The sequence below is a fragment of the Anaerosporobacter mobilis DSM 15930 genome, assembly GCF_900142955.1.
Lineage (GTDB): Bacteria > Bacillota > Clostridia > Lachnospirales > Lachnospiraceae > Anaerosporobacter > Anaerosporobacter mobilis.
Map to the genome: position 1 here is coordinate 214,526 of NZ_FRCP01000009.1, position 13,815 is coordinate 228,340.

11 protein-coding genes are annotated in these 13,815 nt (G+C 35.9%); 10 read left to right on the top strand and 1 reads right to left on the bottom strand.

Translation table 11 applies throughout. The annotated features are described in order from the left end of the window. The first annotated feature begins 232 nt into the window (after positions 1-232). From BUB90_RS09255 to BUB90_RS09290, 8 genes are all read left to right on the top strand, one after another. The gene (locus BUB90_RS09255; protein ID WP_073286489.1) at positions 233-1,198 is read left to right on the top strand and encodes a LacI family DNA-binding transcriptional regulator; all 966 of its coding nucleotides are present in this window, start codon (positions 233-235) and stop codon (positions 1,196-1,198) included. Positions 1,199-1,344: 146 nt separating this feature from the next. Beyond that, positions 1,345-2,214: a ribokinase gene (locus tag BUB90_RS09260; RefSeq protein WP_084139172.1), complete on the top strand. Its 870-nt coding sequence runs from the start codon at positions 1,345-1,347 to the stop codon at positions 2,212-2,214. A gap of 73 nt (positions 2,215-2,287) precedes the next feature. Beyond that, the gene (locus BUB90_RS09265; RefSeq protein ID WP_073286492.1) at positions 2,288-3,373 is read left to right on the top strand and encodes a BMP family ABC transporter substrate-binding protein; all 1,086 of its coding nucleotides are present in this window, start codon (positions 2,288-2,290) and stop codon (positions 3,371-3,373) included. 113 nt (positions 3,374-3,486) lie between these two features. Next, on the top strand, positions 3,487-5,055 hold the full coding sequence (locus BUB90_RS09270; protein WP_073286495.1) for an ABC transporter ATP-binding protein: 1,569 nt from the start codon (positions 3,487-3,489) through the stop codon (positions 5,053-5,055). Further along, a complete protein-coding gene (locus BUB90_RS09275; RefSeq protein WP_073286499.1) occupies positions 5,042-6,100 on the top strand; it encodes an ABC transporter permease in 1,059 nt (352 codons plus the stop codon). The genes BUB90_RS09270 and BUB90_RS09275 overlap by 14 nt, the downstream gene beginning before the upstream one ends. Continuing rightward, positions 6,093-7,004 carry an ABC transporter permease gene (locus BUB90_RS09280; protein ID WP_073286503.1) on the top strand — a complete coding sequence of 304 codons (912 nt, stop codon included), beginning with the start codon at positions 6,093-6,095 and terminating at the stop codon, positions 7,002-7,004. The genes BUB90_RS09275 and BUB90_RS09280 overlap by 8 nt, the downstream gene beginning before the upstream one ends. 28 nt (positions 7,005-7,032) lie before the next feature. Further along, positions 7,033-7,968 carry a nucleoside hydrolase gene (locus BUB90_RS09285; protein WP_073286506.1) on the top strand — a complete coding sequence of 312 codons (936 nt, stop codon included), beginning with the start codon at positions 7,033-7,035 and terminating at the stop codon, positions 7,966-7,968. 267 nt (positions 7,969-8,235) lie between these two features. After that, entirely contained in the window at positions 8,236-10,395 is a 2,160-nt protein-coding gene (locus tag BUB90_RS09290) for an ADP-ribosylglycohydrolase family protein (RefSeq protein ID WP_073286509.1), read from the top strand. A 72-nt stretch (positions 10,396-10,467) separates the two neighbouring features. Here BUB90_RS09290 and BUB90_RS09295 read toward each other — a convergent pair whose 3' ends face one another. Next, positions 10,468-11,451 (bottom strand): alpha/beta hydrolase, encoded by a 984-nt coding sequence (locus BUB90_RS09295; protein WP_170865470.1) that lies wholly within the window; start codon positions 11,449-11,451, stop codon positions 10,468-10,470. A gap of 143 nt (positions 11,452-11,594) precedes the next feature. Here BUB90_RS09295 and queG point away from each other — a divergent pair, with 143 nt between their 5' ends. Together queG and BUB90_RS09305 are read left to right on the top strand one after the other, a co-directional pair. After that, positions 11,595-12,575: a tRNA epoxyqueuosine(34) reductase QueG gene (gene queG / locus BUB90_RS09300; RefSeq protein WP_330393770.1), complete on the top strand. Its 981-nt coding sequence runs from the start codon at positions 11,595-11,597 to the stop codon at positions 12,573-12,575. 219 nt (positions 12,576-12,794) lie between these two features. Next, complete coding sequence (locus BUB90_RS09305) at positions 12,795-13,796, top strand: GDSL-type esterase/lipase family protein (RefSeq protein ID WP_073286519.1); 1,002 nt, start codon at positions 12,795-12,797, stop codon at positions 13,794-13,796. Positions 13,797-13,815 lie beyond the last annotated feature (19 nt).

The following is a 13,815-nucleotide window of genomic DNA, read 5'->3' on the forward strand; positions in this document are numbered from 1 at the left end:
AATTGTAAGTAGAAAATTCCTTCTCTTTTACTATATTCTGGTTGACCAATTAAAGGGAATAATACTTAAAAATAGTAAGAAAGATTTGTTATATTAACACTGCTTATAGTATTATTTAGCTGGCTTAATTAATGGAAAAATACTATGAAAAATCGTGTGATTTATTGTTGACATAAGTCGAAATATAAACTATCATGGTGAGTGTGGCAACGATACCACATAGGAGGATACTATGGCAACGATTAAGCAAGTGGCAGAATTAGCTGGAGTTGGTACATCGACTGTGTCTCGGTACTTGAATGCAAGAGGGTATATAAGCGAAGAGGCGAAAGAAAAAATCAAAAATGCTTGTGAGCAATTGAACTATATGCCTAATGAACTAGCTAGAGCAATGAAGTCAAATCATAGCAAAACAATTGGTGTCATGATTCCAACAATTTGTAACCCTTTCTTCACAGAATTGGTTCATATTATAGAACAAAACTTATTGAAGCAAGGATATAAAACAGTACTTTGTAATACGAATGGTGATATTGAATTAGAGAGAAATTACTTGAACATGGCAATATCCAATCGTTTTGACGGGATTATCCTAATTACAGGTTCCTATGAATTTATGGAGCTAAAGGCAGATATTCCGATTATTCTATTAGATCGAATTAATGAAGATGATCTTAACTATATCACGCTAACTAGCAATAACAGGCAAGGTGCAGCGTTAGCAACAGAGCATTTAATCGCTTGTGGTTGCAAGAAAATCTTATATCTTAGCAGTAATGAACAGATTATCCCAGCTAAGATACGTGAGGATATGTTCGTTGAAACCGTTGTGAAACATAAAATATCCTACACGGTTAGAAATAACTCAGAGGTTGATATTGTAGAGCTTAAGAAAATGATTGAAGATGGTGTTGACGGAATTTTTGCTTGGAATGATATCTCCGCAATTCAATGTATCGGTTGGCTATCTGAGTTAGGGATAGTAATTCCAGATCAGGTACAAGTTATGGGGTATGACAATATTGATATAGCAGAATATGTTCATCCCAAATTGACGACAATTGCTCAGCCATTAGCCGAATTGGCAACCAAAGCGAGCGAATATATCGTTCGATTGATTGACAAAAACATAGCTCCACCTATTAACATACAGTTAGATAACACGTTAGTTGTTAGACAAAGTACGAAGACAATTTAATAAATAGATTTGAGGGTCAAAAAGTCATAAGTAAAGTTGTGATGAATACTAGGGAATATTTATTCGTTCAACAATTAACCAGTACTTGTGTAACATCTAGGTTGATAAAGTAAAAAAAGATAAATAAGTAGAAGGAGGATGTTAGATTGAATAACATACTCGTTATTGGGAGTTTGAATGCAGATTTGATGGTTCAAGTAGATGAACTTCCTGTACCAGGAGAGACGGTGTCAAGTAATAGTTTCGAGGTACTACCAGGTGGTAAAGGAATGAATCAAGCCATATGTGCTGCGAAATTAGGAGCCAATGTTACTATGGCAGGCCTCGTTGGAACAGATGAATATGCAAGAATTCTTTTGGAGGCATTACAACAAAGCCAAGTGAATAGTGAACATATTCGTATTGTATCCGAAGCGCCAACTGGAATTGCAATCGTAACAACAAGCCCTAAGGATAATAATATTGTAGTAGTACCTGGAGCAAATGCTTTGGTAGATAGTACCTACATTGATTCGATACGTCATGTTATTAAACAATCGGATATGGTAATTCTACAGTTGGAGATTCCATTAGATACTGTATATTATGCGATTGATGTGTGTAAAGAGGAAGGTGTATCCGTACTCCTAAATCCAGCACCCGCACAGAATATTAATCCTGACTATATAGAAAAGGTATCGTATCTGATACCGAATGAAACAGAATTAGTTTCTATCTTCAAGGAAGACTATAAGACAACTTTAGCTAAGTATCCCAACAAGATTATCATGAGTGCTGGTGAACATGGCGCTTATTATCATGACGGGAATAATATTGTTAACCTTGAAGCTAGAAAAATCCAAGTTGTGGACACGACAGGGGCAGGAGATGCCTTTAACGGAGCATTTGCTGTAGCGATTCTACAAGGAAAAGAATTAAAGGACGCGGTCGATTATGCTAACGGCATAGCGGCAATCACTACGACTGTAAAAGGTGCACAAGGCGCTGATGCAGATAGATACAAGGAAAATGTGTAAGGATAACTATTTTACACAGCAATTTGTGCAAAGCACAAAGATGCCAGAATTAAAGAAAGGGTAGGGTTTAAAGATGAAAAAATTAGTTTCATTATTATTAGTATGTGTTATGGCACTTGGAATGTTAACGGCTTGCTCTAGCAAGAAGACGGGGGATGATTCTTACACGGCAGCATTATTAATTCCGTTCCAAGGGGATCAATCTTTCTATGATTTAGCAGTAGAAGGAATGAAGTTAGTTGAAGAACAAGTAGATGGTGTGAAAACTAAGGTTATTGAAATCGGTAATGATGAATCAAAATGGGAATCATACTTTATCGATGCAGCGGAAGCTGGATATGATGTTATCCTTAGCTGTAACTGGCAAATCACTCCTTATATGAATAAAGTAGCAGAGGAATATCCAGAACAAAAATTCATCAATTTCGATATTGAAGAAGGTTCAGGATTAGAGAATGTATATTCCATGTTCTATTCTACTAATGAAATTGGTTATCTAACTGGTGTAGTTGCCGCTGCAGCTACAACTTCTGATATGGCATTAGCAGATGAGAATAACAAGATTGGTTTCATTGGTGGTATGGATATTCCAGGTATCAATGACTTCATGGTTGGATATATTGAAGGTGCTAAGTCAGTTAATCCTGATATCAAGGTAGTTGTGTCATATGTTGGAGATTTTGCTGATGTAGCAACTGCAAAAGAAATCGCTTTAAATCAATATAAATCAGGCGTTGACGTAATCTTTGCATGTGCAGGTAATGCAGGAAATGGTGTTATCGATGCAGCGAACGAATTAAGCAAGTATGCAATTGGAGTAGATAGTGACCAAGCTATGCTTTATGCTGAAACAGATCGTGCAAAAGCAGAAAAAATCATAACTTCAGGTTACAAGACAATTGACCAAACAATCCTTAAATCTGTAAAAGCAGCAAAAGAAGGTACACTTGCTTGGGGAACACACGAACAATTCGGTATCAAAGAAGATGGTGTAGGTATTGCTAAGAACGAATTCTATTTAGCAGCAGTTACTTATGAAGTAAACGAAATCGTTGAAAAAGCAGAAGCTACATTAAAAGCTGGTGAAGTTACAGTTTCTACAGCATTTAATATGAAAGATAAAGATATTGTTAAATTAAGAGAAAGCGTTCAACCATAAAACGAGATTAGATAAGACTTAAGAGGTCTGCTTATGAATAGTAGGCAGACCTCTTTTACTATTGGAATTGCAAATAAAGTTGCTCATATTACAAAACCATATGGAGGTTACGTATGAATCAAGAGTATATATTAGAATTAAAAGACATTGCAAAAGTTTACGACAATGGAGTTGTTGCAAATAAGAAAATCTCTGTTGGTTTTCGTAAAGGAGAAATTCATGCAATTGTTGGAGAGAATGGTGCAGGTAAATCTACCTTAATGAAGATTATATTTGGACTTGAAAAACCTACAAGCGGACAGATATTATATGATGGAAAAGAGGTTACATTTGCATCTCCATTAGATTCTATAGCAATTGGGATTGGTATGGTACATCAACATTTTATGTTAGTACCATCATTCACAGTTCTTCAGAACATCGTGTTAGGGGATGAGCCTACAAGATTTAGTTTCATTGATTCAAGAAAGAGCAAGAAGAAGGCAGAAGAACTAGCAAAACAGTATAATTTCCAACTATCAATGGATGAAAAAGTGGAGAACTTAAGTGTTGGTATGAAACAAAAGGTTGAGATTCTTAAACTCCTATACAAAGGTGCCAAGGTATTGATTCTAGATGAACCAACGGCTGTACTAACACCACAGGAGACAGAACAACTCTTTGTTGAACTTAAGAAGTTTAAAGAAAGTGGACATACCATTATCTTTATCTCTCACAAGTTAAACGAAGTAAAAGAAATCAGTGATCGAATCTCTGTTATTCGTAAAGGCGAACTAATCTCTACCCATAATACGAATGAAGTAAGCCTTGAAAGCATCTCAGAGCTTATGATAGGACGTCGAATTGAGTATGAATATTCTCATATTAAGAAAGAAATCAAGGATAAGAAAATTACCTTGAAGATGGAGAATGTTACACTAGAGAGTGGAAAAATCCGATTATTAGATGACATTAACTTAATAGCCAAATCCGGAGAAATCCTTGGTGTTGTAGGTGTTGAGGGAAACGGACAATCGGAACTTGTAGAAGTTTTGTTCGGATATAAGAAACCGACAACTGGGACAATCGATGTAAACGGAACATCATTATTGAACAAGAAGATAAAGGATATCCGTGATCAAGCGAAAGTGGCATATATACCGGAAGATCGTATGAGACAAGGAATTGCAGATACGGCTAGTATTGCTGAGAATATGATTTCTAGTTTCTATGATGCGAAGGAATTCAATCATAAGATGTTCATGAATCATAAAGCTATTAATAAATTAAGTGAGTCACTTATCGACAGTTATAGTGTAGTTTGTCAGTCAAAAGATACGGAAATTGGTTCTTTATCGGGTGGTAATATCCAAAAGGTAGTAGTTGCAAGAGAATGCTATGCGAATCCAGAATTATTAATCGCGGAACAACCAACAAGGGGTGTAGACGTAGGTTCAGCTAGTTTCATACATGAACGTTTAATTGAATTAAGAAACAATAATAAAGCGTTAGTACTACTAAGTGCGGATCTTGGTGAAGCGTTAGCAGTAAGTGATAAGATTATTGTTATGTATGAGGGACAAATCGTTGGATTCTTTAAGGAACTATCGGGTGTTACGGAATCCGAATTAGGTTTATATATGTTAGGTATTAAGCAACAAGAGAAGAAAGAAATTGAGAGGGCTATGTATGAAGAAGCTTAGTAATAAAGCAAAAAATGAAATAATACAAATTGCGACTGCTATTGTAATTGCTCTTCTAATTACTTTGGTAGTGTTATTCTTGACTAGCGATGAGCCAATATATGCATTCAATAAATTACTAACAGCACCACTTACCAATATGAGATACTTCGGCAACGTGTTAGAACTTATGGTACCATTAGCATTCGCTGGAATCTCTGCTTCCTTACTGTTTAGAAGTGGTTTGTTTAATATGGGCGGTGAAGGTATCTTCTACATCTCTGGTATTGTAGCGACTGTGTTAGCAACAAAACATCTTGGTAATTCAATGGTACACTCTACTATAGTTATCCTTGGAGCATCAATCTTCGGTGGATTAATAGCCTGTATCTCAGGTTTCTTCAAGGCAAAATACAATGCCAATGAATTAGTTACTTCATTGATGTTAAACAATATCTTGTTTGGTGTTGGCTTTTATATTCTTAAGTCAAAGTTAAAAGATATGTCAGTTACAGGTGTTGCTTCCGAACAATATCTTGAAACTGCTAAATTACAAGTTTTAATACCTAAGACCAATGTAACGACTGGATTCATCTTATTAATTGTTGTTACTATAATCATTTGGTTAATCTATAAGAAAACGAAACTCGGTTATACCATTAAGATGACTGGTATTAATAAGGAGTTTGCAAAATACTCAGGAATGAGTTTCTTCGCATTAACGATGATCGTGCATTTTATGTCAGGATTCATAGCAGGAATGGGATCAAGTGTGCATCTTATGAGTATGTACGACCGTTTTACTTGGTCAGCCCTACCTGGATACGGTTTTGATGGTTGTTTAGTTGCTATGCTTGGAAAGAATCATCCAATTGGCGCATTTGTTGCAGCCTTTGGATTAAGTTACTTAAGAACTGGTTCCGATATTATGGCTAGAAATACAGATGTTCCAGTAGAGATGATTGCCATAGTAGAGATGACACTTGTATTATTAATTACAGCAGATTTCGTAGTGAAATATCTAAAACGTAAGAAAGCGATAGAAGGAGGAAGTACGAATGAATAGTTTCATAGCTTTGTTTTTAACACCAGCATTTGGGTATGCAATTCTTCGTGTAACAACTCCAATTTTATTTGCGTCATTAGGAAATGTTATATCTGATAAAGCAGGAGTAAGTAACATCGCAATGGAAGGTACGATGCTTACGGCTTCCTTAGCAGGAGTTTTGGTATCTGCTTATAGCGGAAATGCTTTTATCGGATTATTAGCGGCTCTTTTAGTCGGCGTTTTATTCAGTGCATTTATGGCCTATATAAGTTTATACTTAGGTACGAAGATTATTATGGCAGGTATTGCCTTAAACCTATTCGCTAGTAGCTTTACCGTGTATGTTCTCTATATGTTTACAGGACAAAAAGGTAATTCCGCTTCTCTAGCAAGTAAACAACTTCCTACTATTGATTTACCAATTATAAAGAATATTCCTGTACTAGGAGAAATTCTATCAGGGCATAATGTATTAGTATATGTAGCTTTGCTTTCGATTGTAGTTATCTATGTAATGCTTAACAAAACAAAACTTGGTGCTCACATCAAAGCGGTAGGTGAGAATCCAAGCGCGGCAGCAAGTGTTGGTATCAATGTTCGTAGAGTACAATTTATCTCTCTATGTCTAAGTGGACTTTTAGCTGGATTTGGTGGAGCTTTCATGTCAATGGGGTACCTATCAATGTTCACAAGAGATATGATTGCTGGACGTGGTTGGATTGCAATCGCAGCTAGTGCTATGGGTAGATCAATGGTTATTCCAACTGTAATTACGTCCTTCCTTTTCGGTATCTTTAGTGCGGTTGGAAATGTATTGCAGTTACAGAACATGCCATCAGAGTTAATAACTACATTACCTTATGTGGCTGTATTCATAGGTATCGTTGGATATTCCATTCGTAAGTATAAGAAAGAAAACTAATGGATAGGAAAGATAGGTGTATAATTAGATGAGACCGATATTAATTGATTGTGATCCAGGGCATGATGATGCAATGGCCATCATGTTAGCACTGGCGAATACGGAACATTTCGATGTTCTAGGTATTACCTGTGTTGGTGGGAATCAGACATTAAATAAAGTAAGTGAGAACACACTTAAAGTTCTTACTGTTTTGAATAAAGAAATCCCAGTTGCCAAAGGTGCAGCTGGTCCGTTAATACGAGAAATCGCTCCGGCACCAGAAGCACATGGTGATACAGGAATGGATGGGCCAATTATAGAGAAGATAACGATGGATTTTGTTAAACAAAATGGAGTAGAGTTCTTACGTGATAAGATTCTTATGGAAGAAGGTAAGGTAACGATTGTTGCACTTGGACCACTTACAAATATCGCTTTATTGCTTAAGATGTATCCAGAAGTAAAAGAACGTATAGACTGTATTGCTATGATGGGTGGAAGTGCAACTTCTGGCAATTCCACAGCGGCAGCAGAATTTAATTTCTGGGTGGACCCTCATGCCGCGCATATTGTATTCCATTCTGGAATTCCACTTATTCAAGCGGGGACAGAAGTAAGTCTTGCAGCAAGTATTCTTCATACAGAAATCGAGGACTTCAAAGGAAAAGGTCGTGTATCTGATTTTGTATCGGATCTATTAGAATTCTATTCTCAGTTTTCTAAGAAGTTAGGTATTGACCGCAGTCCAATCTTTGATGCTTGTCCTGTTATGTATCTATTACATCCAGAAATCTTTGTCGCAAAGGATTATTATGTGGACATTGAATTACAAGGTGAATTAACTGCTGGTATGTCGGTTACGGATAAGAGAGTATGGTTTGATATGAAGAAGCCGAATACTACTGTTTTATTAGATGTGGATAGAGGGAAGTTTGTTTCATATCTGAAAGAAGCAATAGTTAAATTAGATCAAGAAGTTTAATAGGTATATAATAGAATTTATATATAAGGGGAGTTGTTTGATAAAGTATTTGAACATATTGTAAGTTTGGATCGTTATCATGTGACTCCTCTTTTTAGATTTGTATGTTGAAGGTAATAATTTAGAAGATTCATTTAAGTTGGTGAATATGGTGGTCACACATTGAAGTACTTAGGTGAGTGGCTGTTTTGTTTCATAATAAGTCGACTTAGTACCATTAAGAAATAAGATTGAGTGTTACGATTATATAACGAAAGAAGGGTGAAGATGATTCATAAAGATTATATACAAAAAACATATGCAGGTTGGCTCGGTAAAGTAATTGGCATACGAATGGGTGCTCCAATCGAAGGTTGGTCGAAAGAAAAGATTGCTAAGTTTTATGGGAACGAAATGAAAGATTATGTAGTGGATTATCAAGATTTCGCTGCCGATGATGATAGCAATGGTCCAATCTTTTTCGTAAGAGGACTGGAACATTATAAGAATCTTACAGCTAGAGAGATGGGATATACCTGTCTTAATTATATACCAAAAGAACATGGATTCTTCTGGTGGGGGAATGAACTTTCTACAGAACATACTGCCTATAAGAATCTGTTATCAGGTATGGAAGCACCACAGTCAGGTAGTGCTAACGTAAATGGAATGGAGATGGCTGAACAAATAGGTGGACAAATCTTCATCGACTGTTTTGGATTCGTAGCACCAGGGAATCCTAGTTTAGCATGTGAATTAGCGGAAGCCAGTGCAAGAGTTACCCATGATCACGATGGTATTGCAGGTGCAAGATTCATCGCCGCATGTATAGCTTTAGCATATGAGATGAACGATATTCTTTCTATTATGAAAACAGCATTAACGTTTATATCAAAGGAAGGAAACTATTGTAAAGTAGTTACAGACATGATTCAGTTCTACGAAGAAGGAAAAAGTAGCGAAGAAGCATTTGCATGCTTAAGAGAGAAGTATTGGACAGATTGTTACAAGGGAATCTGTCACATCATACCGAATGCAGGAATTATAGCAATTGCATTACTATATGGAAAAGGTAACTTCTTAAACACAATGGAAATAGTGAATCTACTTGGATTTGATACGGATTGTAACGCGGGTAATGTCGGAGCAATTTTAGGTGTTTTATGTGGTACTTACGAAGAGAATCAAGATAATGGAATTCCAAAACATCTAATCACACCGATTAAAGACGTTATGATAGCCTCTAGCATGGTAGGTAGTTTGAATATCTCAACCCTATCAGAAAATACATTGCTGTTTTGTAAGATAGGATATGAACTAGCAGAGGTGGATATGCCAGCGCCATACAAGGAATGGTGGGAAGCACTAGAGAAAGAAGGAAAGAGAATCTCTCATTTTGCTTTTGTAGATGCCATTCATGGGTTTCGAATCCGAGGTTCTTATAAGAACGCAGAACTACGTGTAACGAATACGATGGAAGATGCATATGAAGGAGACCGTTGTTTAAAGATTATCAGTAATAATATGCATCCTGGTAATCAAGTATATGTGTATCAAAAGACATACTATGAACCAGAAGATCTTCATGATGCAAGATATCAACCATGTTTCTCACCAATTGCATATCCTGGAGATAAGGTGTCATGTTATATTAAGAATGTAACAGGGCAAAAGTTAATGGCATATCTATATTGCGTGGATTCGACAGCAAATAAGAAATACCGTTTTGCTGAAATGGAAATAAATGGGGATAAAATTGTGGATTTGTGGATAAAATTGGAAAATAGTATCCCGATTATCCACAATGCAAGAATAAAAGAAGTCGGATTAGAGCTTGTTTCGTTGGAAAATGAAGATGTATACTTCGGAGAACAAGTTATTGTGTATATGGATTCGTTCGTTATTGAAAGTAAACCACAAGTTTCTATGGATTTTTCCACATTGACTTTTGATGACTATTCTTTGCATAGTGTTGTACAAAAAGAGCTAAGCGGATTTACTCATTATCAGCCTACAGTAGAGGGGATTGCAATCTCAGATGATGGTGTGCGATTATCTTCATCGGAGAAAATCTTTACTGGGGATTATTATTGGCATGATTACGAATGTGATTTGGAATTTTCACTGATACAAGGAGAGAAATTTGATCTATTACTTCGGTCGCAAGGAAGTTTACGTTCCTATGGAGTTCGAATTACGGGTAATGAGTTGCAGATTATTCGTAACTTGGAGAATACAGAATTGATTCTTAGTAATGCACCCTTTATAAGAGAAATTGATAAAGTATATCATTTGAAAACAAGAGTAGAGAAGAGCCAGATTCAAGTTATGCTTGAAGATATTACGCTTGTGGTTGAAGACGACACCTACGCTTATGGTATGATTGGTATGCAGGTTGACGATGAGACAATTGTAGAGCTAAAGCAGGTATCGATTCGTTATAAATAATAAAACTTGAGATTAAAACAAAGATAGAGTAAGAGGAATCCCTTTTATTCTATCTTTGTTATTTACAAATGATTATATTAGATAATTTAAGCAAAAAGTAGAGTTATTCATTCGATTTATCCATGAAGTTGAAGCGTCCATGGCCGCACGGCAACCATTCGTCTGATCCAGTGCATTTAACATAACAAAATCATGAATGATTGCTTGAATCCTCATCTGTGTTACACCAACACCCGCTTCCCTTAGGTTCCTTGCATAGGCTTCTCCCTCATCTCGTAAGACATCAGCTTCACCATCCAGTATCATGGCATCTGGCAACCCGCTCAATTGTCCCTTGGTAGCACGAAGTGGTGAAGCGGTAATTTGATTCCTATCTTCCTCACTCGTGGTATATTGATCCCAAAACCAAATCATACCGTCTCGGTAGAGGTAGTAATCTTCAGCAAACAAACAATAGGATTCGGTATCAAAACAAGCATTTGTGACAGGGTAATAGAGAAGCTGTTTGTGAATCTTTGGACCGTTACGATACTTAGCAAGAATTGTCATCACCGTTGCCATATTACCACCAACACTGTCACCTGCAACAGTTAAGGTAGAGAAGTTAACCTCTAAGCGTAATCTACGAAAGATTCGTGGTAAGCTACAAAGTACATGATAACATTGCTCGATAGCAGTAGGATATTTTGCTTCTGGAGACCTAGTATACTCTGGGAAAATAACCACAGAATTCGTTCTTGCAGCTAGCTCATGGACGAGCTTTTTATGTGTATGGATACTACCAAATACCCAACCCGCTCCATGAATATAGTAGATAACATTCGGTGTGCCGACAATGTTTGCTGGATATATACAGTAAACGTTGATTCTACCTAAGTTACCAAGATTCATAAGTACTTTTGATGTTCTTGCTGAATATGTATATACGGGGGTATCTTGTGCTTTCTCTAAAACGAGACGTCCTTGGTCGGGTGGGAGCTCAAATATAAGTGGTGGTATGGAACTTTGATCACATACTTTCTCAGCAGCAAGTTCTAAGGGTACACATCGCATCAATACAAACCTCCTTGATATCATATAGTAGTATATGAGAATGTGGCTATTATGTTATAGTATTCGCTATTTCACTAGAAAGAAAAAAGAGGGTATGCTATACTAGAGAACATATAACAGAAATGAAATTGGAAGTTGGGAATGTCGTGAAGAAGAAAATAGAAGAGTTTTGTAGATCGTTAGGTTTGGATACCTTTGGCTTTGTACCATGTAGAACTTTTGATGAGCTAAGAGAATTATATCAAATAAGACAAGAGAAAAAGCTACAAAATGAATTTGAAGAAAAAGATATTGAAAAGAGGATAAGACCTTCTCATTATATGGAAGATGGGAAGACAATACTATCAATCGCGTTTCCTTATTATCACGAGGGAGAAGATATCGATAATGGTTTTTCCATATATACAAAACGCCCTGATTATCATCGTGTAGTCATGCAATATATAGATAAAATCTGCGAATTTATTATATCTTTAGGTGGTAAAGCGAAGGGATTTGTGGATAGTAATACATTGCCAGAACGGTATATTGCCTATCTTGCAGGAGTTGGGTTTATTGGAAGAAACAATATGATTATTACGAAGAAGTATGGTTCTTACGTATTCTTAGGTGAGATTATAACAGATCTTAAGATTCCTTGTGAGGACAAGCATACCTTTGATCAGATTAGAGAATATACGCAGTGTGGTGAATGTATGAATTGCATTAAGGAGTGTCCGACCAAATCAATCAATAAGCATCAAATCAATCCGAATATTTGCTTATCTTATATAACACAAAAGAAAGAGATATCAAACAAAGAAATATCCTTGTTGAAAGGTAATGTATTTGGTTGTGATTTTTGCCAGCTACAGTGTCCGTACAATCAAGATGCCACTTGCAATGTATTATCTGAGTTCAAGACGGTGGAGTATATGAATGAGGATATCTATACGTATGCAAATATGAATAACCAATATTTTAAAGAAAAGATTAGTAAAACCTCTTGTGGTTGGCGAGGGAAGAATGTTATTAAGCGTAATGCAATTATTGGTATTAATTATCAGGATAAAAAGTATGATTTGGATGAATTTCGTGGTGATTCACCGTATATTAATGAATATATTGATAGAATACAGGAAAAATAATTAAGTGCAAGTTTAAAATGTAAGAAGAGTACGTGGCTGTTATGGGTCATGCACTCTTCTTTTTTGAAGTTCAATAAGTGCCATCGCCTTATGTAGCAACCTTTAGTGAAAATAACAGAAATTGTACAAATTTCCACGAAAAAAATAAAAAAACATAAAACTTTTCACTCTTTTAAATTGTCTAATATGATAGAATGAAAAATAGAGGAGATGGTTATCGTGTTAAGAGAACAAAGAAAAAGACTTAGAAGAAAAAGAAGAAAACAATTACTAGTTGCCCTAGCATTAACAGGGATATTTAGTGTATCTATTATAGAATCTGCTGCTCATGTGAACGAAGCAACGGACCAAAATCATTTCACGAATATTGCTACATTGGATTCTGTTAAAGACAATGGATTTGGGGACGTAAGACCATTGAGTAAAGATGAACAGAAGAATGAAGAGCTTGATAGAGAAGAAAGTGGAAAAGAAAATAATGTAAGTGATGATGGAGTAGTGAAACCAGCTGAGACCACAGAAAACGATGTTCAAGAAGAAAAAGAAGACGCTAAGCAAGAACAAGTTAGTCAAGAAGAAATAAATCAGGAAGAAAATAACAAGGAAGAAAATAAAAAAGATGAGTTAAATATTGATAATAAAAATGAAATAGAAAAAGATAACTTTTCAGATGCAGTTTTTATAGGGGATTCCAGAACCGAAGGACTACAGATTAATACAGGGCTAACAACTGCAAGATTCTTAGCGGCAAAGGGATTAATGGTTGATACTGCATTGAAAAACAACGTAATCAAGTTGAAGAATGGATCGAGAGGAACTGTCATCGATGGATTGAAAGAAAGAACCTATAATCGAGTGTATGTCATGTTTGGTATGAATGAACTAGGTTGGCCATATCTTGATGTATTTACTAGCCGTTATGAAAAACTAATTACAGAAATAAAAAAAGTACAACCGAATGCAACGATTTATGTCCAATCAATCTTACCTGTTTCAAAAGCGAAATCGGATAAAGACTCTATCTATAATAACGAAAATATTAGTAAGTTCAATAAAGCGATTAAAGATATGGCAGATAAGAATGGATATATTTACTTAGATGTGGCAAGTGCCGTAACAGACAGTAATTCGGCATTACCAAGTAATGCAAGCTCAGATGGTGTACATTTGAATAAAGAATATAGCCAAAAGTGGTTAAACTACTTAAGAGATACAAAGTAAAACGAAGGAGGAAGTTGAT

Bases quoted from the DNA above. Each gene is read 5' to 3' on its own strand.
- BUB90_RS09285 (WP_073286506.1), top strand. From the start codon at position 7,033: ATGAGACCGATATTAATTGATTGTGATCCAGGGCATGATGATGCAATG.
- BUB90_RS09270 (WP_073286495.1), top strand. From the start codon at position 3,487: ATGAATCAAGAGTATATATTAGAATTAAAAGACATTGCAAAAGTTTAC.
- BUB90_RS09290 (WP_073286509.1), top strand. From the start codon at position 8,236: ATGATTCATAAAGATTATATACAAAAAACATATGCAGGTTGGCTCGGT.
- BUB90_RS09280 (WP_073286503.1), top strand. From the start codon at position 6,093: ATGAATAGTTTCATAGCTTTGTTTTTAACACCAGCATTTGGGTATGCA.
- BUB90_RS09255 (WP_073286489.1), top strand. From the start codon at position 233: ATGGCAACGATTAAGCAAGTGGCAGAATTAGCTGGAGTTGGTACATCG.
- BUB90_RS09275 (WP_073286499.1), top strand. From the start codon at position 5,042: ATGAAGAAGCTTAGTAATAAAGCAAAAAATGAAATAATACAAATTGCG.
- BUB90_RS09265 (WP_073286492.1), top strand. From the start codon at position 2,288: ATGAAAAAATTAGTTTCATTATTATTAGTATGTGTTATGGCACTTGGA.